The organism is Acidobacteriota bacterium (assembly GCA_016208495.1).
GTDB lineage: Bacteria > Acidobacteriota > Blastocatellia > Chloracidobacteriales > Chloracidobacteriaceae > JACQXX01.
In genome coordinates this window covers 34,174-59,667 of sequence record JACQXX010000004.1, presented here as the reverse complement: position 1 = coordinate 59,667, position 25,494 = coordinate 34,174, and the positions used below count along the sequence as shown (strand labels likewise).

At 51.6% G+C, this 25,494-nt stretch carries 19 protein-coding genes; 7 read left to right on the top strand and 12 right to left on the bottom strand.

What is annotated here, in order from left to right; translation table 11 throughout:
• Nucleotides 1-177 precede the first annotated feature (177 nt).
• Nucleotides 178-1,095, top strand: coding sequence for a glycosyltransferase family 2 protein (locus HY774_00845; GenBank protein ID MBI4747008.1), 918 nt, complete (start codon nt 178-180; stop codon nt 1,093-1,095).
• Nucleotides 1,096-1,259: 164 nt separating this feature from the next.
• Nucleotides 1,260-2,798 carry a glycosyltransferase gene (locus HY774_00840; GenBank protein ID MBI4747007.1) on the top strand — a complete coding sequence of 513 codons (1,539 nt, stop codon included), beginning with the start codon at nt 1,260-1,262 and terminating at the stop codon, nt 2,796-2,798.
• Between the two features lie 439 nt (nt 2,799-3,237).
• On the opposite strand, the gene HY774_00835 is transcribed toward HY774_00840, so the two are convergent.
• The gene (locus HY774_00835) at nt 3,238-4,269 is read right to left on the bottom strand and encodes a serine kinase (GenBank protein MBI4747006.1); all 1,032 of its coding nucleotides are present in this window, start codon (nt 4,267-4,269) and stop codon (nt 3,238-3,240) included.
• Between the two features lie 11 nt (nt 4,270-4,280).
• A complete protein-coding gene (locus tag HY774_00830; protein MBI4747005.1) occupies nt 4,281-4,739 on the bottom strand; it encodes a PqqD family protein in 459 nt (152 codons plus the stop codon).
• Nucleotides 4,740-4,976: 237 nt separating this feature from the next.
• Here HY774_00830 and HY774_00825 point away from each other — a divergent pair, with 237 nt between their 5' ends.
• Entirely contained in the window at nt 4,977-5,993 is a 1,017-nt protein-coding gene (locus HY774_00825) for a hypothetical protein (GenBank protein ID MBI4747004.1), read from the top strand.
• A gap of 329 nt (nt 5,994-6,322) precedes the next feature.
• On the opposite strand, the gene HY774_00820 is transcribed toward HY774_00825, so the two are convergent.
• Nucleotides 6,323-7,384: a Fic family protein gene (locus HY774_00820; GenBank protein MBI4747003.1), complete on the bottom strand. Its 1,062-nt coding sequence runs from the start codon at nt 7,382-7,384 to the stop codon at nt 6,323-6,325.
• A gap of 88 nt (nt 7,385-7,472) precedes the next feature.
• Between HY774_00820 and HY774_00815 the strand changes: the two genes are divergently transcribed.
• Nucleotides 7,473-7,799, top strand: coding sequence for a hypothetical protein (locus HY774_00815; protein ID MBI4747002.1), 327 nt, complete (start codon nt 7,473-7,475; stop codon nt 7,797-7,799).
• Between the two features lie 99 nt (nt 7,800-7,898).
• On the opposite strand, the gene HY774_00810 is transcribed toward HY774_00815, so the two are convergent.
• On the bottom strand, nt 7,899-9,422 hold the full coding sequence (locus HY774_00810; GenBank protein MBI4747001.1) for a TIM44-like domain-containing protein: 1,524 nt from the start codon (nt 9,420-9,422) through the stop codon (nt 7,899-7,901).
• Nucleotides 9,419-10,036, bottom strand: a complete 618-nt coding sequence (locus HY774_00805; GenBank protein MBI4747000.1) for a hypothetical protein — start codon at nt 10,034-10,036, stop codon at nt 9,419-9,421. Before HY774_00805 ends, HY774_00810 begins: the two co-directional genes overlap by 4 nt.
• A 304-nt stretch (nt 10,037-10,340) precedes the next feature.
• Between HY774_00805 and HY774_00800 the strand changes: the two genes are divergently transcribed.
• Nucleotides 10,341-11,225 carry a hypothetical protein gene (locus tag HY774_00800; protein MBI4746999.1) on the top strand — a complete coding sequence of 295 codons (885 nt, stop codon included), beginning with the start codon at nt 10,341-10,343 and terminating at the stop codon, nt 11,223-11,225.
• Nucleotides 11,226-11,350: 125 nt separating this feature from the next.
• Entirely contained in the window at nt 11,351-12,232 is an 882-nt protein-coding gene (locus HY774_00795; protein MBI4746998.1) for a hypothetical protein, read from the top strand.
• Nucleotides 12,233-12,330: 98 nt separating this feature from the next.
• On the opposite strand, the gene HY774_00790 is transcribed toward HY774_00795, so the two are convergent.
• The 5 genes from HY774_00790 to HY774_00770 all read right to left on the bottom strand — a co-directional run bounded on the left by HY774_00790 (nt 12,331) and on the right by HY774_00770 (nt 22,113).
• Nucleotides 12,331-13,305, bottom strand: a complete 975-nt coding sequence (locus HY774_00790; GenBank protein ID MBI4746997.1) for a response regulator — start codon at nt 13,303-13,305, stop codon at nt 12,331-12,333.
• 161 nt (nt 13,306-13,466) lie between these two features.
• Nucleotides 13,467-14,912, bottom strand: coding sequence for a menaquinone biosynthesis decarboxylase (locus HY774_00785; protein MBI4746996.1), 1,446 nt, complete (start codon nt 14,910-14,912; stop codon nt 13,467-13,469).
• Nucleotides 14,913-15,067: 155 nt separating this feature from the next.
• Nucleotides 15,068-20,695 carry a PAS domain S-box protein gene (locus HY774_00780; GenBank protein ID MBI4746995.1) on the bottom strand — a complete coding sequence of 1,876 codons (5,628 nt, stop codon included), beginning with the start codon at nt 20,693-20,695 and terminating at the stop codon, nt 15,068-15,070.
• 424 nt (nt 20,696-21,119) lie between these two features.
• Nucleotides 21,120-21,623, bottom strand: a complete 504-nt coding sequence (locus HY774_00775; protein ID MBI4746994.1) for an HIT domain-containing protein — start codon at nt 21,621-21,623, stop codon at nt 21,120-21,122.
• A gap of 211 nt (nt 21,624-21,834) precedes the next feature.
• A complete protein-coding gene (locus HY774_00770; protein MBI4746993.1) occupies nt 21,835-22,113 on the bottom strand; it encodes an integration host factor subunit beta in 279 nt (92 codons plus the stop codon).
• Nucleotides 22,114-22,870: 757 nt separating this feature from the next.
• Between HY774_00770 and ftcD the strand changes: the two genes are divergently transcribed.
• Nucleotides 22,871-24,439, top strand: coding sequence for a glutamate formimidoyltransferase (ftcD, locus tag HY774_00765; GenBank protein MBI4746992.1), 1,569 nt, complete (start codon nt 22,871-22,873; stop codon nt 24,437-24,439).
• Between the two features lie 383 nt (nt 24,440-24,822).
• On the opposite strand, the gene HY774_00760 is transcribed toward ftcD, so the two are convergent.
• Together HY774_00760 and HY774_00755 are read right to left on the bottom strand one after the other, a co-directional pair.
• On the bottom strand, nt 24,823-25,083 hold the full coding sequence (locus HY774_00760; GenBank protein MBI4746991.1) for a CopG family transcriptional regulator: 261 nt from the start codon (nt 25,081-25,083) through the stop codon (nt 24,823-24,825).
• Entirely contained in the window at nt 25,061-25,339 is a 279-nt protein-coding gene (locus HY774_00755; GenBank protein ID MBI4746990.1) for a hypothetical protein, read from the bottom strand. The genes HY774_00760 and HY774_00755 overlap by 23 nt, the downstream gene beginning before the upstream one ends.
• Nucleotides 25,340-25,494 lie beyond the last annotated feature (155 nt).

Sequence of the window (25,494 nt, the reverse complement as noted above, 5' to 3'; positions counted from 1 at the left end):
TGTCGGATTGTCAAGGAACAGATTCGGTTACAGGGCGAGGGGGTTCGGGATCTGGTGATGGAAGTTTGTGCCGCCCTTCACAATTTTCGAGTTCGGATCACACCCTGGGTTCCTATGATTTAATCGTAATAACCTTTAATGTATTCCAGATCTCCACTTCATCTCTTGAATGTCCAAATGCCAGATCTCTCAAAACTGACAGTTCCGGTTGTCCTGATCATCTTTAATCGCCCTGATACAACTGCCCAGGTTTTCGAGCGGATCCGTGAAGCCGCCCCAGATCAACTCTTTGTGATTGCTGACGGACCGCGCTCAACCCATCCGGGTGACGCTCAAACCTGTGCAGCCACCCGAGCCATCATCAACCAGGTAGACTGGGACTGCACAGTCCATACCCGGTTTTCAGACGTTAATCTCGGGTGCCACCTCACCATTGTTCCCGGTCTGGATTGGGTCTTTGACCATGTGACTGAAGCCATCATTTTTGAAGACGACTGCCTGCCGCATCCGACCTTCTTCCGGTTTTGTGCCGAAGTGCTTGAACGCCACCGCCATGAGCCACAAATCATGACAGTGTGTGGCAACAACTTCCAGTTTGGCCGAAACGTCACCTCGGACAGTTATTATTTTTCACGGTATGCCCACACCTGGGGCTGGGCAACGTGGCGGCGAGCCTGGGAAAAATATGACCTCCGCGCCCAGAAGTGGAAGGAACTCAAGGACACAAACTGGTTGATTGATTTGCTGGGTGATCGGTATGCGGCTCAGTTTTGGGGAAACTATTTTCAGCGAATGACTGAAAAACCGGTTACCTGGGATTATGCCGTCACCTTTGCCGCCTGGGTCCACAATGCGGTGAATATTCTTCCCAATCGAACGCTGGTTTCCAACATCGGCTTTGGCGATCAGGCCACCACCACCCGCGAGACAAATAGCGCGTATGCCAACCTGCCAGTTTTTGAAATGGCGTTTCCGCTTCAACATCCAGATACCATCACGCGCCACGTTCAGGCTGACGACTTTACTGAACAGACCATTTTCAGCCGCAACGTAGGAAAGGTGTTTGAAGCTTTCAAATCTCGCAAATCCAAATAAAAGCGAGTAGTGAGTAGCGAGTAGCGAGTAGTCAATCCAGGGTTCTTTTTGGATAATACTGTAACTCCTAACCCAATCAACCGAACCTGCAGTTTGAAACTTAAGTCAGAATGTTTTTTTCTGACTACTCGCTACTCGCTACTCGCTTTTCATTCACTTCCCTCATGACTACAGTTCTGCACATCCTGCACCAACTATCGTCCGGTGGAGGCAGCCGGGCTGTCATCCACGTTGCCGGCGAGTCAGCCAGACAATCACCTGTGTTTTGTCATCGGCTGGTCTCTCTGATACCAGCCAATCCTCAGACACTGAAGCTTGCCCAATCAGCCGGGCTGACGGTGCTCAATGCGCTTTCGGATGAAGCACTCTGGGCTGAAATTGCCGCTGCCGATGTGGTTCACGTGCATTTCTGGAACACACCGGAACTCTATCAGGTGCTCTCGTCAGACTTGCCGCCGTGCCGGATGGTCGTCTGGATTCATATCGCGGGTGATGGCGCGCCACAGGTCATCATCCCGGAACTAATTGAATATGCTGATTTTGTTGTTGCCTGTAGCCCGTACACCGCCAGGCACCCAGCGTTTCAACTCCCTTCGGCTGACCAAAAAACGACCATGATATTGGCTGGATGTGATCCCCATCGGCTGTCAGGATTTTCCCGGAGGCCACAGTCAATATTCACTGTTGGGTATATCGGGATGGTGGATTTCATCAAAATGCACCCAGATTTTGTCCGGCTGCATGATGAAATAAACCTGCCAGAGATAAAAATTGTCATCGTCGGCACTGGCGCCAGTATCAAACGGGTTCAATCTCAAGTTCAGCAAGCCCGGCATCCGGAACGATTTGTTCTTCTGGGTCAGATTGAAGATGTCAAATCAGTGTTTGAACAACTGGATGTGTTTGGCTATCCGTTGTGCCCTGACAATTATGCGGCAGCGGAACTCGTACTCCAGGAAGCCATGCTGGTAGGTGTCCCACCGGTTATTTTTCCCTTTGGCGGTGCGCGGGATTTGGTCCTGAATGGCCAGACCGGGCTGATTGTTGAATCCGAAGCCCACTATCCGAAAGCAATCGAACGGCTTGCCCGCGATGTGGAACTCCGGCAACGGCTTGGTGAAAATGCTCAACGGTACGCCCGGCAATTCTTTGGCGCTGACAAAACAGCCACTCAGTTCAATCGCCTTTACGAACACTTGATGGAGCGTCCAAAACGAGAGCGTCCATCGCTGGACACGCTGATCGAACGTCACCAACCAGCCCTGTGGTGCGGGCTCAAAGCCCAGTTCCCTGGCGCGATTTCTTTTCTCTCATCGCTTGGCGACACCGCACCAGCCTTCCAAACCAGTTTCTTGTCGTTAGATGTGAATGAACAACTGGCGGCGGAATCGGAAATCGCCACCAGTTCGCCCATTCTGTGCAACGCCAACGGTGGCGGCATCTGGCATTATCGGGCTTATTTTCCAACGGATGGATATTTGCGGTTGTGGTCAGGGTTGACACTTGAAAAAAACGGGCGCGTGGCGCTGGCGGTAGCTGAATTTACCAAAGCTTGGGAACTGGGATGTCACCACTGGCGCGTGCAATGGTACCTCGCCCGTGCCGCAACCCGCGCTGGCGCCAATGAACTGGCGGAAAAAGCACTTCAAGTGGCAATGAAAAATGCTCCGGATTTTTTTGAAAGAATGAAGAATGAAAAGTAAGCCTGTTGTGGAAAGGTCGGATTTCGCCCGCAGGGCGGTGGAAAGTAGCCGGTGGGCAGCCTGCTTTGAGGCGCACCCACCGGAATGTAGTGCAAGACAGGTTCGCGCCCGGCAGGGCGCTGGATCAAAGCTTCAAGGATAATGAAACCTGGCCAAATTGATGACCAAACTGATTTTCCAGCGCCCATCCGGGCGCAAAGAGGAGATGGACCGACGTCCGTAGGGAGCGCCCAAAGCGGCGCACCCTACGGCTACTGTCCGGCGCCCTGCGGGCGGAAACCGCATCAACTCAAATCCCGGAGTTGTCAAACCTAGATAATAACGCACTCAAGCTGGTCAATGAGTCGGTACCACCTGCGTGAGCAGGTGGGTTCGGTTCGTCTCAGCCCATCCGCTCACGCAGGTTGGTACTGACCAAATCTGAGTTTTGGGGTAGGTCCTAAGTCAGCAATTCCAAAATCGTTCGTGGAATTTGCGCCCGGTCGGTGCCGAGTTCAAACCGATAACAAGGAAGTTGACGACACAGACGGGCAATGGTTTGAAACGTCGCGGGTCCAGCGGTTGGCCATTGCATCATTTGCCCTGGGGCCAGGGCACGAAGCCCCACCGCACCGGAAACCGGCTCCAGGCGGGAATCCACCTTCCCGGTAACCTGTAGCAATAACAGGGCTTTTAATGGAAATTCTGTCAGAATCTTGTGTGAGAAATGCCGGTGCAGGTAAAAAAGTGCCTTTTCGGTCTGCAAAATCGGAGCGTCATCACCAAGTGACGCCAATACCGGAATCTGGGCAATGTCCTCGGGAAACAACTTCCCAGTACCATAGACACTGTAGACGGTTGGTTCCGGTTCTGCCGCAACCAGACAATGGTCGTCGCTCAGATATTTCAATTCAGATCCAAGACAGGACAGCGCCGTGTTTGATTTCCCAGCGCCGCCATGGCCAATGAGCAGCACACCACCAGTTGGGAGACCAACCGCCCCGGCATGAACAATATGGCGTCCAAAGCGACTCAGCCAGATGTGCAAAATAGTCCGGAGCGGCACCGAGACTTCATAATCGGGAATTGCGCTCTGATCTGGCACCCAAAAAATGGCCCGTTTCCGGTCAAAGTCGAGTAAGCTGAGCGCATTCGGGCCGACATCCAGGTGGGTATAAAACCGATCAGTACAAAATTCTTTGACTTCGCCATGGGCAAAATGTCGCCCGGCATTCCAGGGTGGAGGCGGTGCCCCAATTGAAGTGGATGTACTGTCCCACAAATCAATGGTCAGGTCCGGTGTGGGAACGGCCTCCACGGCGAGATGTTCCAGCGCAGGAAGAATCAATCGAATCAGTGCTGGACCAGCAAATCGAAGCTGAATCGTAAATCCAGCGATGGCATAAAATCGGTCAGGTACAGGTTCGCCACGACGTGTGGCCTGTTCAAACGCCTCAAAATTTGCCTGATAGTAGTCAGTGATTGATTCCACAGGAGGTGGGCTTAATTGGTCGAAGATGAGGTTTTCGCAGTCGGCCATCCGGTTTCGTCCACTTCGTGAATCGGATCAAGCAGGAGCAAATCCTGCATGTCAGTGTATTTATTGAGTTTCGGGGCAGTAAAATTCAGCTTGCTGGTGCCTGTTTCATAGATTGAACCAGCCGTTGAAGATGAGAGCGTGGACCAGGTTGGATCGGCATTGATCAACCCTTCAGAGCAAAGAAGTTCAAGAAACTGGTGGGTTCCCGTCTCAATTTCAGCCGTCTCACCAGCGTATTTGGCGCGGACACTGGCCACAATTTCCACAATCGGCTGTTTTTGTTCCAGGCAGGTCCAGACCACAGCACCAACATCATCAAGGCTGTAATAAGCACCGCTTTCAAGATTGACAATCACAACCTCATCGTCAAATTGCTCGCGAATGACGTGCGGCGATTGGATTCTGTAAAACACTGAAGACATAAATAACTCCAACACCAGGATTTAGGGTTCAGGACTTGGGGATTGTAAACTTTTGGGGAACTGACTATATGCATCTACAGTCTACCTGACAACTGGTTTCACTGTATTTTGGACTGTGGGCAAAAGTTCAGAGTCACATCTTCAGGCGTGAAGTTGATGTAGAATGAACTGTTCTCGTCTAAAGACGATACTCTGAACCCTTTTCTGAAATGCTCTACTTCAAAAGGAACCAATCATATGGAGTTCAAAACATTCCATATCAAACAGGAACTGCTCCCGACACGCTGTGACGTGTGCCATCAGGCTGATTTGTTCGACCCGAAGACTGGTATGTGTGAGCGCTGCCACTCGGTCTTACCGGCTGAAACTGACCTCCGAAGCGGTGTACTGGTTTATCAACGCCCGCTGGGTCTGAACTGGCGAATAACCGAGATTCTGAACAATACCCCACCTTTACCCGTGGGATTATTATTCACAGCACTCAGGGAAGCGCTGGCATTGTTTCCCTGGTTTTTTGTGCCGCTGGGTCTTTTTTTAGAAATGGGTTTTCGTGCTCTTACCATCGGCTGGTTGATGTTTAACGACCCTGGTATTTCAGGTGCTCTCTACTGGCCGGTAGCGGTTGCGTTGATTGCGTTGTGTGTCGTTATCAATCTCTGGCAACTGGCAACGTTGACGGTAACGACTGGTTTTTACAAAGCAGGTGAAGCGCTGCAATGGCACCGGATTACGGGTCAGATCTCAGAACACCTCGCATCACTGCTCAGCACGGTACCGGTCATTGGGGCCTACCGACTTCTGATTGCAATCTGGGGTATTTTTTTTCTGATCCCAACGTTTACGGGCGAGTTCAGCCCCTGGTCATTCGCCTCACTTCTGTTCCCAATCGCGTTGATTCCACCGCTGTATGCGTTTGGCAGCAGCAGTTTTGTCATGGAATTTCTGCTTCTTGACCGCTTTAATCAGGATCCACTGCTCTCCAGTCAAACCTACTTTGGGAGAAACTGGCGGCTGCTCTCGGTTTACTGGTTGCTCCGGTGGGGAACTGTCTTTGGGACCGCCTGTGCGGTTGCCGTTCTTTTTCACCAACTGGGTTATGCGTTTATCTGGTTTTGTATGGTGATGTTTCCGCTTCACAGCCTGCTGACCGCATTTTTCACCATCACCAAAACCTTGCTCTTTACGGAAATCGAGACGGATGTCCGCCGCCGCCTCAACGAAGCGCTTCCAGTGGCTCCAAATCCCTCGGAGTAATGCCAGTTTGTAGTCAGTAGTCAGTAGTCAGTAGTTCACTAAGTTTATTTGATTGAACTACTTGATTATTCTTTAATACAATCATTTCATTGCAACCTGGTATAATACCTTTTCGCAATGAAGTTCTTGTATTCAGGCCCGCAGGGTCGCTGTTTAATAGCCGTGGTGCGAAGCCCACGGTCACGGCCAGGACGAGACCCAGGCCCTACAAGAGCGTCATTCAATACCAACGGAAAAGACGCGGGGGTTCTTATCCTGGCGCTTATACCCTGAGCCCTCAGCCCCAATGACATTACCCTCTTTCTTACCCTCTTTTAAGGGTAATACCCTTATTCTTTGGGCTGTTTTTGGGAAATAACAGACCATCTGGCACCAGGACCACGACCAAGACACATAACCTGTCCATCATCTTTGAGCCGTTTGAGAACTGCACGGATCATGTCTCGGCTCACGCCAGGAGCGGCTCGTTCCAAATCAGTCATGGTAAAAGTATCGGAACCAGATCGAATTGCTGCCTCAATCAGTTCGGTTTTTGACCCTTTGGGGGCTGAAGCTTGTTCAAACCGATGCTCAAATTCCTGGTACGCCGTTTTGAGAACAAAGAGAAAGAAATGAATCACCGGCCAGGGATCGTGGTGACCCTGGTGCCACCGCTGTGAACTGGCTTCCAGGGTTTCATAGTATCGCTCTTTGTTTTGCTCAATGATCCGTTCCAAACTAATGTATCGCCCGACTTCATACCCAAGCTGGTAACATTGGAGCAGAAACAACAGTCTGGAAACACGCCCATTGCCATCTCGAAAGGGATGAATGCACAGAAAATCCAGATTGAACGCGGCCATCGCAATCAGCGGATGAACCCATCGCTCTTCCAAACATTGATGCCAAAGCGCAATCAATTCAATAACTGCCTGTGGAGTTTCTGAGACCGAGACAGTTTGGAACCGAACTCGCTGACGACCATCAGGGTATTTTTCAATAATGTGGCTTTCCCTGGTTTTAAACTGACCAGCATCGCCAGCCAGCCCCCGAGTCAACGCATGGAGTCGGCACACCAGATCAGAATCCAACCGAAGCCGAGCACCTTGATTGTGAATGAACTGAAGTGCATTCCGGTAGCCCCGGATTTCTTCCTCATCTCGATTGTGCAACAGCGATTTCCCAAACAGAACGGTTCCAATCCGTTTGTGATCAATTTCAACCCCTTCGATTCGATTCGATGAGACAGCGCTTTCAATCAAGGCATGTTCCCTGAGGACTTTTAACTTTTGTGGTGACTGACGGGTAAATAATTCCTGTTTGCCGCGTGCTTCGCCTAAATCAGACAAATGCCAGCTTGCCGCCATCGGAATGGATTGAATACCTTGTTGAAACTGGAGAAATGTTTTCATTTTTCTTGCTTTCGAAATAGAATTCCCGGCCACACCACTCACTTCAGATCACGAACAAACCTTCAAGAAACAGCGGAGCCACCGAGTCATGTACCCTTGCCCCAACTGCCAGAAGCCGACGATTTCATCGGCCAGCAAACTGTGGGTTGGAAAACCAATCATTGATGGGATTGTGCCTGAGCGCACGACAATCTGTTCCAACTGCAACGCGGAAATCAGCGTTGCCGGAAAAAATCTGCTCTGGTTGTGGTATGTGATTGTGTTTTTGTCGGTGCTGGTGTTCTGGTCATTGAGCGGATTACCGATTGCGTCTGACCTGCTCCGAATTGGAATCGGTGCAGTGATTGGGCTTTCACTCTCGATGTTGTTGTTTATCTATCAGTTACAAAGAGCGCTCATTGTTAAGAAGAAATAGGGTTCGGGGTTCGGGGTTCGGGGTTCGGGGTTTTTGAAGAATGTCACCCTGTCACCCTGTCACCTTGTCACCCTGTCAGTTGGTCATCTGGTCATCCTGTCATCCTCGATACGCGTCATCCTGTTCGATGCGGCTCAGGACCCAGTCAAAATCGCCGCTTGTGATTTTGCTGCCGCAATACTCACAGACACCCGCCATATTGATATGGAGCGGCGCTCCGCAATTGGGGCAACTTGAGTTCCCTTTTGACACGGAAGCCACTCCCCGGCGACGAATGAACGTCCAGTATTCAGTGAAAATGCGCGGTTTATTGGGCTTGCCACAGAGAATCGTCCCCGCCAAATCTTCCGTGTAATCAATGCAACTGGCGAAAATGCGGACAGTAATCGCATCAAAAAACGCATCCGCTTTGACTTTGGCCAGATCAATGCGGCTGATTTGAATTTCTTTGAGCACGTTTCGCAGTCCCTGCCGCTCATATTCGCGAATCCAGTAGCGGTGCATCTGGAACACATTGTCCGTTTCAAAGGGACGGGCCTGCTCCCAATCCAGCGAGGTCCAGGCCAGGTAAATCTGGTGAAAAATGTGCTGGACGCGCTTTTCAAAGACTCCCCACTGAAACGTCGGATTCAACACAGTGAACTGCTTAAACACCAATTCAACATTGGGTTGAAACACGGTTGGCAGGTCAGTTCCCCGCTCGGGCACATCCTGGGTCAAGGCGGGCCCGCGATCTTCGCGACCAAGCAACTCAATCCGAATCACAAACCAGTCAAAGTCTCCGCCTGAAATCATGACGCCACAGAAGGCACAACTCCCGTCCGGGCGTTTTTCAAGTGGCCCGTTGCACTTCGGACACCGGTCAACCGTGATCTTTTCCGGCGGGCGCGACAGCAGATCCCGTTTTCGCTGAAATGCCCATCGTTCACGGGCATACCAGGTCGTCTGGCCCTCGCCGTGGCGATTGAGTTCGGTGTAATTGGTCTCAAATTCAACTGTGATGGTGATTACCGGCTCTGAAACTGGGGTGAAATCAATCACGGTGGCGGATCCAAGCACGATTCCAGTCACTCCGACCACGTCCGCCGGAGTTTGATAGGCAAGCTGGTTCAACGCATCCGGGCTGACAAAAGACCGGTATGGTTCAAGCCCCTGCCGACCACGGGCTTCGTGGACTCGACCGTACAGCGCGGCCACAAAGTCCATGAAGAGAATTTCTGAAAAGTTTGGATCATGGACCCGGAGCGCATCTGATCGCTGGGAAATGGTCACCGGTGACGGCAGGGGCTCCCACTCTTGCGGAACGCGCGATGAATATGATGGCACCTGGCTGTGGCGTGAACTATAGATAAACCACACAATGACAATGAGTAAGAGCGGTATCCCGATTTTTGGATAGTAAAAAATCAGGCGAAAAATCAACTCCAGCAGGAAAAAAAGACCTTCGCCGCTCCCACTCCCACCGCTCCCGCCACTCCCGCCGCCGCTACTTCTTCGGCTGCCGCCATATGAATGACCGCCACCGGGGCGAGCTGACCCATCGGCCAGTTCAAACCAAACCAGAAGGCCACACAGGCTCACCACCAGACACACCAGGAAAAAATGTCGTTTGAAAAAACTCATGACAGAATGTGCGGACGGTTTGGAAGTTCGTCGGGGTTATCAGCCGTGGCTGGGAGGTAGCGGCTCAAAAATCGGCCAAAGGCGAGCAGGTCTTCCGGAAAATCAGACATTCGTTGCCGCGTAGGTTTATCCGTTTGGAATTCAGCCACAGCTTGCTTCCAGGCTTCAAGTGGAATGGCAGTCGTCACACCAAGATCGGCCACAATTTCAACCTGCTGCTCAATCACCGACCAGTAAATTAAAATCCCGGTCCGTCCGCGCGTCTGCAGAACTTCGAATTCAACAAACGCCGCCCGCGCAGCTTCCCTGACCTGTCGCGACTGACGTTTGCGTGAAGTCAACCACCGGCGAAGTGGCGTCAATGAGCTAAGATACGCGCCACCCACTGCAATTCCAATCAACTCAAACGGGAGATAAGCAATTTCAAATACCCAATCCGAATACATCATAAACGCCAGTGCCAGCCAGGCGAGTCCTCCGCCCACCAGATAGGCAACGTCCCGATACTGGCCGGACTGGGGCTGGACCACAACCACCAGTTCGGCTGAAGTCAGCGCTTCGGCTTCTGTCACCATCTGGGTAATTGCATCAAAAAATTCAGGTGTGAATTTCATAAGTCAGTAGTCAGTAGTCAGTAGTCAGTAGTCAGTAGTCAGTAAATCCAGTTTTTTCAATCAGTTTATGAGTTGTCAATTCAAATTTGTGATTTCAAAGGAGATTTAGCTCAAGAATCCAAAATTCCACAGTTGCCTCGCTGTCCCCCTGTCATTTTGTCACATTGTCATCCGCATCGGGTCCGGCAACTTGGTTTGGAGGGTTAGATTCTTGTAACATAGGAATTCTACACTCCTTGTTTCCTCCTCCTTAGATCCATAGGTCAACCAAATTAGAAATATCCATCAGGAGAGGGTTTCGTGTATGAAAAATCAAAACATTCGATCTATTTTCATGTCTGCCGTTGCGGGTCTGCTGCTCAGCCTGCCCATTTTTGGTACTTCCGGACTTTCGGCATCCCTTCCACCGACAGAATCCTCTCGACTAACTGAGCCTCAAAGCCCAGTGGACATCAAAGCCTTGACCGCTGAACTGGCTGGCCTTCAGGCGGATCTGGCTCGTGCCAAACAGGAATTCTTATCGCCTGGCACTGAAACCCCGCTTCCCAACCAGAAGCGGATGAAATATAGCGACTATCAAGCAGCCTATACCACCTGGGCGGAACGAATTAAGAGTTTCTCCGCCCGACTCGAAAAGGCGTATGCCCAGTTGAATTGGATTTACCAAAACCGCCCGAATGAGAAAGCCTACCCACAGGTATTTCAGGTCTACACCACGTGTGATGGCATTTACAATGAACTGATTGAAGGGTTTCGGAAACTCAGTGCCCCAACCGTGCTTCAGGTCAGAATGGTGATTGTCAACGATGGCCGGCTCAATGAGCATGTCAGTCGAAATGCAGGCAATACCCGGGCTGACTTGACGGTTGAACAACTTGATCAGGCTGACACCGTCACCTTCATCGGAAGCTTTGACGTTGTCAATCTGTTTCTGGTCGTTAGACAGGATCAAGCCTTTTATATCCTTCAACGATGGAAGGAACGCCCCAATCAACCTGGCGCGCCAGAGATTCTGCACAATGACGTTGTCTTTTCACAATCATTTGCACTGGCACAGGTTCAAGGCTACAGCCCAGCCCAGCATATGGAACTGGCCCTGTCGCTCAATCTCACTCCAGTTTCCGCCCAGGGTGAAAAGTTACTTGACCTGCACGACTTTCTGGATCGGATTACCACCTACACCAACTAAACCCAATTCAAAAATCTGGAAATTCCAGTTCATTTTTGGTAATGTACAGGCTCTACACTTTCCCTCTTTTCCTATTTTCCCGGGATACCGTTCCGTCATCTTCATTTCAGGAGAGAGGTTTGTGTATGAATAGCCGATTTACTGGTTTCACCTGTGCTTCCATCTTCACGGGGTTTTTATTGGCCAGCCCCATTTTGGCGGCTCCCCAGCTTACTGGTTTGGTTCCCACAACGAAACCGTTTCAACCAGCAAAATCACAAGCACCAGTTGATATCAAACAGTTGAATTCAGAACTCATCGCCTTAAAGGAAGACCTCAACCGTACCCGGAATGAGTTTCTTTCCCCGACGGCAGAGATCCCGCTTCCAAACCCGAAGCGAATGAAATTCACCGAATATCAGGCTGCCTATTCTCATTGGGCAGAACGAGTCCGGGGGTTTTCAGACCGACTCGAAAAATGTTACTCCCAACTCAACTGGGTCTATCAAAACCGCCCGGCTGAAAAAGCATATCCTCAGGTTTATCAAACTTATAGCACCTGTGACGGCACCTATGGCGAACTTCTTGAAGGATTTAAGAAGCTCCATGTGCCCCACACGCTGCAGGTTCAGATGGTCGTGGTCAAAGATCAACGGCTCAATGAGCATGTGGGTCGAAATGTGGGCAATTCACGAGGTGAGTTGACGGCTGAGCAACTTGATCAGGCAGAACAGGTTACATTTCTGGGAAGTTTTGATGTGGTCAATTTGATACTGGTCATCAACCAGGATCAGGCGTTTTATGTACTTCACTGGTGGCGAGAGACGTCTGGCGGATCCGATATCATTCACAACGACGTTGTGTTTACTCCCCCATTCCCAAAATCTCAGATTCAGGACTTTGCCCTGATTCAGCATATGGAATATGCACTGTCGCTCAAACTGACCCCGGTTATGACTGACGGAACCAAGTTTTTGGATTTGATTCACAGTCTTGATCGCCTCACAACCTATATGAAGGCTGAGTGAAGAATGAAGAAAGTGGTTAGTGGTTAGTGGTTGGTTCTTGGTTCTTGGTTCTTCTTTGAAAGTATTGATTTCTAACCACTAACCACTAACCACTAACTTCATTCCTGAGCTGGTTCTGGCGGGGAAGTTTCTGGAATGGAAGACCAGGTGGAGCGACGGTCAACGATATATTCACTTCCATCTTTGGCTTTGGCTTGCTTCTTTAATTCGGCGGCAATTTGGGCAATCTGACCGGGGTGTGAAATATAGCGACCATCGCAGACAACCACCGCCAGAGCGATACTGAGCACGGGAACCAACCCATGGTTTCCTTGACGATCAGTGACGATGACTCCTCCCCGGGCCCAATCTTCCGGTGTGTAAAAGTCCTCAATTTCGGCATCAAAGTGCTCGATGATGGTCTGGCAGAGGGCTTCGCTCCGCTCCGGTGCCGTCACAATAATGAAATCATCACCCCCGATATGGCCGACAAAATCGGTTTCAGCCACGCCTAACACGTTGACGGCACTGGTCAACACGTTGGCGGTAAAGTTTAAAACTTCATCTCCGGCGGTAAATCCATAACGGTCATTATAGGCTTTGAAGTTATTGAGATCGGCGTGAATAACGGCAAACCGGATCCCAGCTTTGATATTGGTCTTGATAATCGCCTGAATCTGGAGGTTTCCCGGCAACCCAGTCAACGGGCTGGCTTGCAATTCGCGCCACTGCCGGCGCAGGTGTGAATCAATGCGGGCAATCAACTCAGAGAATTTAAACGGCTTGGTTAAATAATCATCCGCCCCGACTTTGAGCCCTTCGACAACATCTTCCTCCTGCTTACGAGCGGTCAGCATGACAATCGTGGCATGGCAACTGCGTGGATTCCGGCGTAACCGCAGACAGGTCTCAAGCCCACTCATTCCCGGCATCATCACATCGAGCAACACCAGTCGGACGTCACCTTGAGCCGCAATTTTAAGCGCGTCTTCGCCCGATGCGGCTTCTTCCACCTGATAGTGCTTGCTCAGCACCGTGGTTAGCATCTTGCGGAGGCTTGGATCGTCATCTACCACCAGAATTTTATCAGCCATAGGTTTTGGGTTGAGGACTCATCAAGTAACAAAATGACAAGGTGACAAGATGACAAGATGACAAGGTGACAAGATGACAAGGTGACACGACGTAAGGGCGCTGTTGCTCTGAACCGCGCCCCCTTCGAAAACCCGGAACCCGGAACCCGGAACCCGGAACCCTATTTGAACAGCGTTTTCCACTTGGCATCAACTAACTTGACAATGTCATCGGACATTCGGTTTTCTTTCGGCCAGTCACGGTGAAATCCTTCACTGGGCCATTTGCGAGTGGCATCAATTCCCATTTTAGAACCATAAGCGATCATTCGAGAAGAGTGATCCAGTTCGTCAATCGGGCCCAGGGTAAATTGGATATCGCGTTCCGGATCAATGTTGTTGAGCACATACCAGGCTACATACTGTGGATCCCGAACCGGCACGTCTTCATCCACCACAATAATGCATTTGGTAAACATCATCTGCCCCGTGCCCCAGACAGAATTCATAATTTTTCGGGCGTGGCCGGGAAAAGCTTTTTTGATGGACACGATCATCAAGTTGTGGAAGACGCCTTCAAATGGCAGATGCATGTCTACCACTTCCGGAAATTGCCGTTTCAGGACCGGCATGGCAATTCGTCCGACGGCTTCACCCATAAAGCAGTCTTCCATCGGGGGACGGCCAACGATGGTGGTCTGGTAAATCGGATGGCGGCGGTGGGTGACACAGGTCACGTGAAACACCGGAAAGTCTTTGGCTTCGGTGTAAAACCCGGTATGGTCGCCAAACGGACCTTCGACCCGCTGTTCATGCGGGTCAACGTAGCCTTCGAGCACAATTTCCGCATTGGCCGGCACTTCGATATCGTTGGTGATGCATTTCACCATCGGCACGGGCTTTGAGCGGAGAAACCCGGCCAGCATCATTTCATCCAGGTCATCCGGCAACGGGAAAATCGCGGCAAACGTGAGCAGCGGATCGCCACCAATCGCAACTGAAACCGGCATGCGCTGGCCAGTGCGTACGTGCTCGCGGAAATGGGCCGCCCCGTGTTTGTGCATCTGCCAGTGCATGCCGGTGGTTTGACCGTCATATACCTGCATGCGATACATTCCGACGTTGCGCTTGCCGTTCAATGGATTGTTGGTAAATACCAGCGGAAAAGTAATAAACCGGCCACCATCTTCGGGCCAGCATTTCAAAATAGGCAATTTCAGGAGTGAAAACTCATCTTCGAGCAACACAACTTCCTGACAGGGACCGCTTTTGACCCGTTTGGGGAAGAAACTGCCCAGTTCGGCCAGTTTCGGCAGCAGTTTGATTTTCTCCATCAGCCCTTCAGGTGATTTGAAATCAATGAGTTCCGTCAGACGACCGGCAATTTCGTCATAGGATTCCGCCCCCAGGGCAATCAGCATTCGGCGCTCACTGCCCAAAGCGTTGATGAGAACCGGGGTGCGGTAACCGGTCACATTTTCAAACAACAATGCTGGGCCACCAGCTTTTGAAACGCGGTCGGTAATTTCGGTGATTTCAAGCTCACACAAAACCTCAGTCTGGATGCGCTTGAGTTCCCCCTGCTTTTCGAGGGCTCTGATAAATTCTCGCAAATCTTCAATTGGCATAAAATAAAGAATTTGTCAGTACCACCTGCGTCAGCGGGTGGGTCCGGTTGATTCTCAACCCACCCGCTGACGCAGGTGGTACTGACCCACATGGTTAAGGAAGAGATGTCTGTAAAAAGATCCTGAGTATGAAAAATGAAGAATGGAAACATTCTTCATTTTTGGGCAATCGTGAGGGCCTGACGGATGGTATCTTCGGTGAGTCCATCCTGGAAAAGCAATCGGGTCTGCTCGTTTTGTGCCGGGAGCAGGCCCCGCTGGGCGTCCGGCACATCACAATAGAGCAGAATCACCGGCAGTTTTCGCCAGGTTGGGTTGCGACGCATGCTTTGCAACAGGTCCCCGGTGTCAAAATACGGGCTTTCAAGATTGGCAATCACCACATCCGGAAGCTCCAGGAAAATCGCGGAGAGCGCCGCCTCCCCGTCTGGTGCAAATGAAATCGAATGCCCTTGCTCGACCAGAAGCGATTGTAGCTGAGCAGCACCATCGGGAGCATCACTCGCCAACAAAATTCGAAGGGGGACCGAAACCTTCATGGGTTCGGCTAACGTTTCGGTTGGCTCGCTGGTCATCGAGGTCAGGGTTTCAACTGATTGAAAAATGGGGTCAAGGACGGCTGTCGGTAACGGCCTCTGTTCCAGCAATGTCTGTTTTTCTTTTAAAACAGCTTCTAAATGTTCGCGAATCCGATGAACTTCCTGCTGGGTTGAATCCAAAACCCTTTGATACTCAGCCATTTGAGTATCAAATTGTCGGCTCAGTTCGAGCCGGGCAGCTTCAGCCTCGGCCAGTGCCTGGGCCGTGGTTGAAACCTGTGTTTCCAGAACCTGCCGGGATTGCTCAGATTCCTCCAGTTGGGTTTGCAATTCACTGACTGATGCCTGCAAGTTCGAATTTTCGGCACTGAGAAACACAGCCTGATCCAGTTCGCCGGTCAACCGCCCCTGCAATCGTTCAACTTCGGTTTGCAGGACGGCCTGTTCGTCAACCGATGCCTCCAGTTTGGTCTGGAGTTCCACAACCTCGGCTTCAAGCTGGGCCTGTTGCGCACGGAGCAACACCGTCTGGTCCAGTTCGCCCGTCAGGCGTCCGTGCAGCTCCTGAATCTCGGTGTGCAGCACTTCCTGTTCAACCCGAGACTGGTCCAATCGGGCTTGCAAGGTGCGGATCATTTCATCTGATTGGGCTCTGGATTCCGCCAACGTTGCTGACAGCGATTGCAATTCCTGTTCAAGCTCGGTTTTGACCTGTTCTTCCTGGGTATGTCTCGCTTCTTCCCTGGCTTTGAGCGCTTCCCGGAGGTCTGTTTCAATCGCGGCGGCATGGTCAATCAGGCGCTTCCAATCAGTTCGCTCCGCTTCCATCAGTTGAAGCCGGTCCAAAAGCCGAGGGAGAATTGTATTAAATCGCTCTTTTTGCTTCAGAAAGCGGGTATTTATTTCGTCAATTTGGATGATCAGTTCGCCTTTTTGGGCCTCTAACTGCTCATTCCGAGCCTGCAATTGGGTTGATTCCGTTTTGACTTGCTCCAATTCCCGCACCGTCTCGTGCAAAGTCAATTCCGTTCCAGCCGCATTGTCGAGCAGGCGCTGCCAGTCGGCGCGCTCGGCTTCTTGTAATTTCAATCGTTGTAAAAACCGTGCCTGAAAGACTTCATATTGCTTTCGTTGGCGGTCATAGAGTGCGGCAATTTCCAGGACCTGGGTTTGCAGTTGTTCATTTTGGGACGTTAACTGCGATGACTGTTGCTTCAGTTCAGCCAACTGAAGCTGCAATTCCTGGTTTTCGGTTGTCAGTTGCGTGGTGAGCGCTGTCAACTGGACTGCCTGGGTTTCCAGTCGGGTATTGGCAGCTTGCAACTGTTCGGCCTCACGTTCCAGGTAGTGGCGATCCTGGACGGCAGCTCCGAGCAATTGTTTTACTTCGTCATGAGCTGAGCCAAGTGCATCATGCATCATCTGCAATCGCTGGGACCGGGTGTGTAACTCGTGGATGCGCTCTTCGAGGGTTTTCACCGCCGCTCGGAGCGTGGCCCGCTCAGCATCGTCAGCCTCAATCTGGCTGTACAGTTCGGAAATCTGGGTAAATTGTTCGTTGGCTTGCAGATGCAGTCGTGCCAGCTCTCCGCGTTCGTGTTCGCGTTCCGCCCTCTGGTCAGCCTGTTCTTTCTGGAGACGATCTATTTCGGCCTTTGATTCGGCCAGATGTTCAACTTGGGCCGCAAGTGAGGTTTCCAGCTCCTGAATTCTGGCTTCAAAAGGTGCGACATCAACCGGCGACACGGCCCGCAACGCATCCAGTTCAGATTGGATCCTGTGCAGCAGTATTTCACGGGCTTCGGTCTCCGCCGTCAAAGCTTCAAACTGACGCGTGAGGTCCCGAAAAGCTTCGCGAAGCTGTTCTTTTTCAAGCTTGTGGGCGTCACTCTCGGCTACCAGACTGGCGGTTTCATCCTGACGCGCCAGTTTTTCAGTTTCCTGGTCGCTGAGGCGTTGTTCAAGGTATGCGATGCGCTCTTCATAAGGACCAACGTCCACTGGGGGAATGGATTGCAGGTGTTCCAGTTCCCGCTGCAGAGCCTCGGTTGATTCCCGATGGGCTTCAGACTGGGCGCTCAACTCGGTAATGCGCTCAGACAACTGGTGGATTTGTTCGTGGAGGGTGACTTCCTGGGCTGAACGGTCTGCCATTTTTGCTTCAAGATCCTCAAAAGTTTGCTGAAATTCGGTCTGCCGGGCCTGAGTAACAAGAAGTACCGCTTCAAGCTCGGCAATTCGGGTTTCATAGGGGGCAACATCCACAGGTGGTATCGCTTTGAGCCTATCCAGTTCGGCGTGCAACAACTGGTTTTCGCTCAGGAGCCGGGCCCGGTCAGACGCCAGTCGTTCGGCTTCACCCCGGAGCGTCCGGGTGGATTGCTCGGCATTGCGCACATCGTTGAGCGTGGTATCCATCGCGGCCCGCGCCTGGGCCAGATCGCTTTGAGCCTCATCCCACACCGAACGCAACCGGGCATAGGCTGTGCTCAGGTCATTGAGCGTGCGTTTGGTTTCTTCCAGCTCGGCAATGTCAGCCATGAGCTTCATCACGTGTTCCTGGTGAATTTGTCGCTCGGCTTCGAGTTCGCGTTCGTGCTGGTGGCGTTCGTCGCTCACATCCTTTTGCAGCCCAAGCACCCGCTCACGGGTCTCGCGCAGATCGTCTTCAAATTTGGTTCGCTCAAATTCAACCTGTTCAAAGGTTGAGCGCAAGCCCTGAAAGCGTTCTTCCAGTAACTTTTCACGTTGTTCAAGATCAAGATACTTCACTTGCAGTTCGCGATAGGGCGCCACCAGCAGTTGAAGGCGGGTCAGTTCATCCCGCTGAAGGTTGAATTCAGCATTTCGCCGCGCATAGCGTTCCTCCAATTCGGCACATTGCTGGCGGAATTTTTCAACCTGCTGTTCCAGATCGGAGACAGATTTTCGGAGGGCCGCCTGTTCATCGGTCTGCTGGTGCCACTCGGCTTCTTTGTGCTGCAGTTCTTTTTCAAGCGCCGAAACGCGTTTCTGATCGGTGGCCAGCGCTTCAAGTGTACTCTGCATTTCGTGCCGAGCCGCCTCAAGTCCGGCACGGGCTTCGTTTCGCTGTTCCAGGGCCTGGGCCAGACTGGCTTCGACCCGGCGAAGGTTTTCCTGATATTCCTGGGCTTTACGTTCGGCTTCCTGTACTTCACGCACCAACCGTTCCTGGGTGACCGCCCACGCGGTTCGTTCGGTTTCGAGTTCCGATAGCGTCGCCAGATGCTGTTCGCGAACCGCATTTTGCTCTTCCAGGAGCTTAAGGCGGTTTTCACGGTCGTGTTGTTCGTGCTGGAGTTCGGCCATTGATTTTTCAAGCTGGGCGTTGCGTTCGGAAAGCCGACGGTAGCCCTGTTCATAATGACGTTCGGCTTCCGTCAGGTTTTCTTTCAATTGGGCGGCGGTGGCTTCGGCTTCACTCAGGGCTTTGGCCAATCCGTGTGAACGCTCGGCGGCTGGCTTCAATTCATTGATTTCACTTTGGAGTGCTTTTTGCCGTTCCCGGAATGATTCAAGCGCCTGTTCCAGTTCAGACGAATATCCTTTTAATTCTGAAACTTCCTGGGATAGCGCCCGATGCTGTCCGGTCATTCGAACCAGATTGGCTTCAATATTGCCGCTTTGTTCCAGGAGTTGGGCCCGTGAAAGCTGAAGATCCGTACTTTGATCGCAGAGCAGACGATGTTCCTGCTCAAGTGAGGAATACCGGGCGTGCAGGTGGCGCAATTGATCGTTGAGTTGTTCCATCAGGAGCGTGTGATCAAGCACCCTGGTCGCTAAAAACATCAATTGTCGCCCGGTTTCAAGTTCAGCTTCGGTCAACCCACCATCAGCCAGCGTCGCCACCACCGCCATCGGGCCATCCTGAAAAAGCGGCAGCACCCACCACCCAGCCGACGGCGCCATCCCAGCCAGAAATGGAGCATTCGCCGGCAGCAGTTCGGCTGACAATTCAAACGGTCTGTCATCCTGGAGCTGCTGATACCAGAGTCGGGCATGATCTGAATCCAGCTTCCAGCCAGCCTGGACGGCACTCAAATCGCCGTTCAACATCGCACGCAGAATAAATTTCTTGTTTTCGAGCAGGAAAAAAGCCGCCTGTTTGATTGGAAGCAAGCGTAAAACTTGAGCCAGGACCACATCCGGCAACTGGTCAATGCGTTGACTGGCCACCAGGGCCTGGAAACTTTCAGTCAAGGGGTCAATCACCACCACGGGTTGCAAAGCTGACTCAAGCGTCGGTGCGGCGGCGGAATCAATTTCGGTTTTTGAAAGCTCACGGGCCACAATCAAAAAGCCAGCCGGGTCGCCTTCTTCATCCCGCTGGAGAGTCAAAGTCGCTTTCTCGACAAAGACTTCGCCATTTTTGCGGAGCCGCCGCAGCGTCCCGTCATATGTTCCCTGCTCAATAGTAGTCTTAAAAATTTCCATCATGCGTCCGGTGGCACGATCTTCCGGCGCATACAATTTTTCACTGTTGATCTTCCCGATGACTTCCTCGGGGACATATCCAAACGCCTGGCTGGCACCTTCATTAAAGGCCAGTACATTGCCTTCCAGGTCTTCAACGATCACGGATTGCTCGGTGTCGGCATTGAGCACCGAATTAAGCAGGCGGGTGGTTTGCTGGAGTTCGCGATCCTTTTCTTTCATCGCGGTTTCAGCCCGTTGGGCACGAACTGTCAGCTCGGCAACTCGAATGGCGGTTGAGGCATACGAGCCAAATGCGCCCATTTCGCGAAAATCAGCCGGATAGATAAGTTTACGACTAAAAATCGCCATCAACCCTACAACACGGTTTTCAACTCGGAGCGGCTGGGTTGCAAACGACACCAGTTGCTGCTGTTCAGCCCAGGTGCGGTCAATTAAAAAATCAAATTCCGGCGCCCGTTTGGACCAGTCGGCAATCCCTCCGCGCGCAATGGTCTCATGACTAAAGACATCCAGCGGTGCACGGCGAAATTCACTATCAATCGGCGCTCCGCAACTGGCTTTCAGATGCAGGCAGCGGCGTTTGTCGGAGCATTGTTCGGCCCAATGGCAGGTAGCGCATAGATCGCCACGCCGAATGAGCCAGACCCGGCAGCACACCGCATCAAAATATTCGGTGGCTTCACGGGCAATCTGGTACAGCACCCGGTCTAACTCCTGCGGATTTTGAAGTTGATGAGCAACGGGATCGAGAATATCGCGAATGCGTTCGGTCTTCGACATAGGCATGATTGGGGCTGAAGAACTCGGGCTGAAAACTTCGGGCTGAAAAACTCGGGCTCAAGAACTTGGGCTGAAGAAGGTGGGTTGAAGAACTGGTTTTCTTTCATCCCTCATCCCTTCAATTGGGCCAGGATCTGAAGGGGGAAGCTCATAAGCGCCAGGATAAGGAAATTTGGGTCTGTTTGAGACAAGGAGCTGGGGAGACAAGAGGACACGAAGACAGATTGGAGAGCCTGATTCCGCTGCTCCCAACCGGAGTTCATTCAAACTGACAACCTCTGTGACATGGTCTCTGTGTCCCCTTGTCTCCTTGTCTCCTTGTCCAGATCGGACTCTGTTCCCTTATTCTGGCGCTTATGAGGGGGAAGCTACATGGTGGGAGGCGTTTCGTTCGCCAGTCCGCATTCTTTTTAACTGACGCAGGAGCTATTTAGACGGAACGTTCCAGCGACAATTGCTGAAAATATGGGTGCAGTCGCCGATAGGTCGTTATCAAATCTTCGGGAACAGTGCGGGTTTCCGCAACGGTGGTGATGAAATTCACGTCACCCATCCACCGCGGCAAAATGTGCATATGCAGATGGGCGGCCACGCCCGCCCCGGCGGCGCGACCAAGATTCATCCCCAGGTTGCACCCATGGGGATGATATTCCCGCTGCAAAATCCGGTTGCACAACTTGGTCAAATCCATCAATTCATCACTGACTTCTTTGTCAAGCGCAACCAGTTCGGCAATGTGTTGATAGGGAATCACCATCAAATGGCCGCCGGTATATGGAAAAATGTTGAGAATCACAAAGTTGTAGCAGGCACGATACAGAATAAAGTTTTTTTCATCCTGCTCTTCCTGAACAACGGTGCAAAACGGACACTCAGTCAGCCGTTTTTCATCCTTGATGTATTGATACCGCCAGGGTGTCCACAAATGATCCATATCAATGGCCAGGAAATGGGGAGAAACCAAGGGTAGAGGGCTCGGGGCAACTGAAGGGATGAAGGATGAGGGATGAGGGATGAACCAAATCCCTTTTTTGGACCTGCTTTCCAGGACTCAAGAAGAAAAGGTCTGAGATTCAAACCTTCGGATTGATTTCATCCCTCATCCTTCATCCCTCATCCATTGATTTCAGCCCAGGCTTTTGCAGTTATTCGCCGTTGATTAATTCCTTGAGTTCCTTCCCCGGCTTGAAGTACGGCACGGCTTTGGCGGGAATATCAACCGACTCTCCGGTTTTGGGGTTGCGTCCACGACGTGGCCCACGATTCCGAATCCGGAATGAGCCAAATCCACGCAACTCGATTTTTTCACCTTTGTTCAGGCAATCAATGATGCTCCGAAACACTTCTTCAACAACAACTTCTGAGTCTTTTTTGGTGAGCTCCGCAGCACGTGCAACTTCATCCACCAGCTCTGCTTTGGTCATGACCATCCTCCACTTAAACAAAATTTCAAAGTTAAGATCAGGGCTTGAGCGCCCCGTTTCACAAACTGTTTGCAACAAACTCGTTTTTTTTCCAGGCTGAATGAACACAAAAAAGCATCCACCCAGCCACGGCCCGCCAACCGGGGCCTTTCGTAAAGAAAACCAGTGCTGTATATGATTGTTTTTGAGAACGTAACTGAACGTGAAGCTAACAGATTGTGCAATGTTTCTGCAAGTCTATTATTCGTACCAAGTTATGAGAAAATCAAGAGATCTTGCCAATTCTGGGCTCTCCCCTGCCCTGATGGCTTTCGAAAAGGCCCTCAAAAAGTGAAAAATCTCCCATCTCTTTTCGTGTCAGAAATTGCATTCCAGCACATGATTGGGTAAGGTGTGCGCCGCTTTCAGAAAGCAAGTGGTTAGTGGTTAGTGGTTAGTGGTTAGACATCAATACTTTCGAAGAACCACCAAAGAGTGGTTAGTGGTTAGTGGTTAGTGGTTAGACATCAATACTTTCGAAGAACCACCAAAGAGTGGTTAGTGGGTAGTGATTAGTGGTTAGACATCAATACTTTCGAAGAACCACCAAAGAGTGGTTAGTGGGTAGTGATTAGTGGTTAGACATCAATACTTTCGAAGAACCACTAACCACTAACCACTAACCACTAACCACTAACCACTAACCACTAACCACTAACCACTAACCACTAACCACTAAATGGTTTCTTCATCCTCAATTCTTCATTCTGTGTAATTTATGAAAACTATCGTCGAATGCATTCCTAACTTTAGCGAAGGCCGGCGGCCAGAGGTCGTCGAGCAAATTTTAGCCAGCATCACCAGCGTTCCCGGCGTGGTGCTCCTTGGGTCGGAAAGTGATGCCGATCATAACCGCTCGGTCGTGACATTTGTCGGTTCACCCGAAGCCGTTCTCGAAGCGGCTGTCCGAGGCGTCGGACGTGCGGCGGAACTCATTGATTTAAATACCCATACTGGCGAGCATCCCCGGATGGGCGCCACCGATGTCTGCCCGTTTGTGCCAATCAAAGGCGTCACCATGGAAGATTGCGTCGCACTGGCCCGCCGCGCCGGAAAACGAATTGCTGAAGAATTCAAAATTCCGGTTTATCTCTATGAACGGGCGGCCACACGCCCCGAACGCGCCAACCTGGCTGATGTCCGGCGCGGGCAATTTGAAGGCATCCGGGCTGAAATCGAGACCAACCCGGCCCGTCATCCGGATTTCGGCGAACCCAAAATCCACCCGACGGCTGGCGCCGTGGCGGTTGGTGCCCGTCCTCCACTGATTGCCTACAACATTAACCTCAACACCTCAGACATTTCAGTCGCCAAAAAAATCGCCAAAGCCATTCGTGGTCGTGACGGGGGGCTGATGTTTGTCAAAGCGCTCGGGTTTGAACTGCGTGACCGAAGCATCGTGCAAATTTCGATGAATATGGTGAATTTCCTGGGTACGCCGCTGTTCCGGGCCTTTGAAATGGTTCGCAGCGAGGCCGAACGCTATGGTGCTTCTATTGTCGGCAGCGAAATCGTCGGGCTTGTCCCGCAGGCCGCGCTCAATGCCTGCAGCGACTTCTATTTGCGGCTCGAAAATTTCAGCGAAGACCAGATTCTGGAAAACCGGCTGCAGCAGGCGCTTGAAACTTCGGGTCAGACGATCTCCACAGGTCGCAGTGAAGCCGACAAGCGCGCGGCCAAACTTGGGAATTTCCCGGCGGAAGTTGCCGCTGGAACACCCGTTCCCGGCGGCGGCAGCGTCTCAGCCTTTGTCGCCAGCCTCGCCACGGCGCTGGGTCAAATGATGTGCAATATGACGGCAGGCCGGGCCAAATATGCGGCGGTTGAAGGTCAGGTGCTCGATATCCGCACCGAACTCGAAGCCCTGCAACAGACGCTCGAAGCCCGCATTGACGAAGATGCCGCCAGCTTTGACGGTGTGCTGGCTGCCCGTCGCCTGCCCAAGGAAACCGAAGCCGAAAAACTGGCCCGGGCCACCGCCATCCAGGAAGCTACGCAACACGCCGCCACCGTGCCCTTCCGCATGGCGCACGAAGCGTTCAACGTCCTCGAACAACTGGCTGATCTGGCCGAAATCGGGAATCCGAACCTGTTGTGTGACGTCACCGTGGGGGCCCAACTGGCGCTGACTGCCATCAAAGGTGCGCGCTATAACGTGTTGATCAATCTTTCGTCGCTGGATTCGAAAGAACTGGTCGAAGAGTACCGCAGTACCATCAACAGCTTACAGGAACGTGCCCAGGACCTGGCCAACCAGATCGAAGCGCAGTATCTGGCAACATTATAAGGGGTCAGGGGTCAGGATTCAGGGGCATAAGCGCCAGGATAAGAAACCCTGTGTCTTTTCCGTTGGCATTGAACGACGCTGTTGTCGGGCTTGGGGGTCTCGTCCTGGCTGTGACCGTGGGCTTCGCACCACGGCTATTAAACAACGACCCTTCGGGCCTCAAACCCTTATCCTGGCGCTTATGCCCCTTATCACATCGTCCCCTTGTCCCCTTGTCACTTTGTCATTTTATCCCCTTGTCCCCTCGTCATTCTGTCAGGAACTTTGAACCCCAACCTGCGTGAAAGACCTGCCATAGAGAAAGCTTACAAGCACAATGCCAGCCGAAGGAGCCTCCTCAATCGAGCCTCCGGCTGGCATTTCTTTTTCGAAAACCCGAAACCCTAATTCGATTCCTTCGGAGGCAACTGTCGTCCCGCCTGAATCTGGCGCAGTCGTTCATCACAGGCCATTTTGATCCAGGCCTGGCGTGGGATGCCAACGAGCAGACATTCAGCGTCAATTGCCCGGAGCAGGGCTAAAGGAAAATCTACGTTAACCCGTTGTTTGGCAACAAATTTCCCGGTGAAGTGTTCGGAGATATCTTCCCCACTTTGGGCTCGCCGTGCGATTTCTTCAATGTCAGTAATGGGTTTCCTGGTCATACATTCTCCGTTCTGATTTGGTTGATTGCCAGGCAGTGACAATCCACATAATTTCTCCCAATTCATCAAAGCGATATTCAACAATAAACGTGGCCATCATTCCGTTTGCAAATCCAATGATTCGGTATTGCTCGGGGTCATCAGACTTTTGATCTTCAATGTAGGGCAGGCTCACCAGATCCTGCAGATATGCAAAATCCACTCCACGTTCTGCCAGAACAAGTTGACGTTTTGGCTCATCCCATTTAATTCGCATAATAATAAGGTATAATTTTTATATCTTTTATATACAACAACTCATTGGGCACTATCAATCACTTTAGAAAAATTATCACAGCAACCACTCATCAGTCCTCTCCCAGGCGAAGAAGCCTCCTCAATCGAGCCTCCGGCTGGCATTTCTTTTTCGAA

What these genes read in the sequence shown, in the direction of transcription:
- HY774_00840 (MBI4747007.1), top strand. Translation starts at nt 1,260, where the DNA reads ATGACTACAGTTCTGCACATCCTGCACCAACTATCGTCCGGTGGAGGC.
- HY774_00755 (MBI4746990.1), bottom strand. Translation starts at nt 25,339, where the DNA reads ATGCGAATTAAATGGGATGAGCCAAAACGTCAACTTGTTCTGGCAGAA.
- HY774_00825 (MBI4747004.1), top strand. Translation starts at nt 4,977, where the DNA reads ATGGAGTTCAAAACATTCCATATCAAACAGGAACTGCTCCCGACACGC.
- HY774_00805 (MBI4747000.1), bottom strand. Translation starts at nt 10,036, where the DNA reads ATGAAATTCACACCTGAATTTTTTGATGCAATTACCCAGATGGTGACA.
- HY774_00785 (MBI4746996.1), bottom strand. Translation starts at nt 14,912, where the DNA reads ATGCCAATTGAAGATTTGCGAGAATTTATCAGAGCCCTCGAAAAGCAG.
- HY774_00845 (MBI4747008.1), top strand. Translation starts at nt 178, where the DNA reads ATGCCAGATCTCTCAAAACTGACAGTTCCGGTTGTCCTGATCATCTTT.
- HY774_00780 (MBI4746995.1), bottom strand. Translation starts at nt 20,695, where the DNA reads ATGCCTATGTCGAAGACCGAACGCATTCGCGATATTCTCGATCCCGTT.
- HY774_00810 (MBI4747001.1), bottom strand. Translation starts at nt 9,422, where the DNA reads ATGAGTTTTTTCAAACGACATTTTTTCCTGGTGTGTCTGGTGGTGAGC.
- ftcD (MBI4746992.1), top strand. Translation starts at nt 22,871, where the DNA reads ATGAAAACTATCGTCGAATGCATTCCTAACTTTAGCGAAGGCCGGCGG.
- HY774_00815 (MBI4747002.1), top strand. Translation starts at nt 7,473, where the DNA reads ATGTACCCTTGCCCCAACTGCCAGAAGCCGACGATTTCATCGGCCAGC.
- HY774_00790 (MBI4746997.1), bottom strand. Translation starts at nt 13,305, where the DNA reads ATGGCTGATAAAATTCTGGTGGTAGATGACGATCCAAGCCTCCGCAAG.
- HY774_00795 (MBI4746998.1), top strand. Translation starts at nt 11,351, where the DNA reads ATGAATAGCCGATTTACTGGTTTCACCTGTGCTTCCATCTTCACGGGG.
- HY774_00820 (MBI4747003.1), bottom strand. Translation starts at nt 7,384, where the DNA reads ATGAAAACATTTCTCCAGTTTCAACAAGGTATTCAATCCATTCCGATG.
- HY774_00770 (MBI4746993.1), bottom strand. Translation starts at nt 22,113, where the DNA reads ATGACCAAAGCAGAGCTGGTGGATGAAGTTGCACGTGCTGCGGAGCTC.
- HY774_00760 (MBI4746991.1), bottom strand. Translation starts at nt 25,083, where the DNA reads ATGACCAGGAAACCCATTACTGACATTGAAGAAATCGCACGGCGAGCC.
- HY774_00800 (MBI4746999.1), top strand. Translation starts at nt 10,341, where the DNA reads ATGAAAAATCAAAACATTCGATCTATTTTCATGTCTGCCGTTGCGGGT.
- HY774_00830 (MBI4747005.1), bottom strand. Translation starts at nt 4,739, where the DNA reads ATGTCTTCAGTGTTTTACAGAATCCAATCGCCGCACGTCATTCGCGAG.
- HY774_00775 (MBI4746994.1), bottom strand. Translation starts at nt 21,623, where the DNA reads ATGGATCATTTGTGGACACCCTGGCGGTATCAATACATCAAGGATGAA.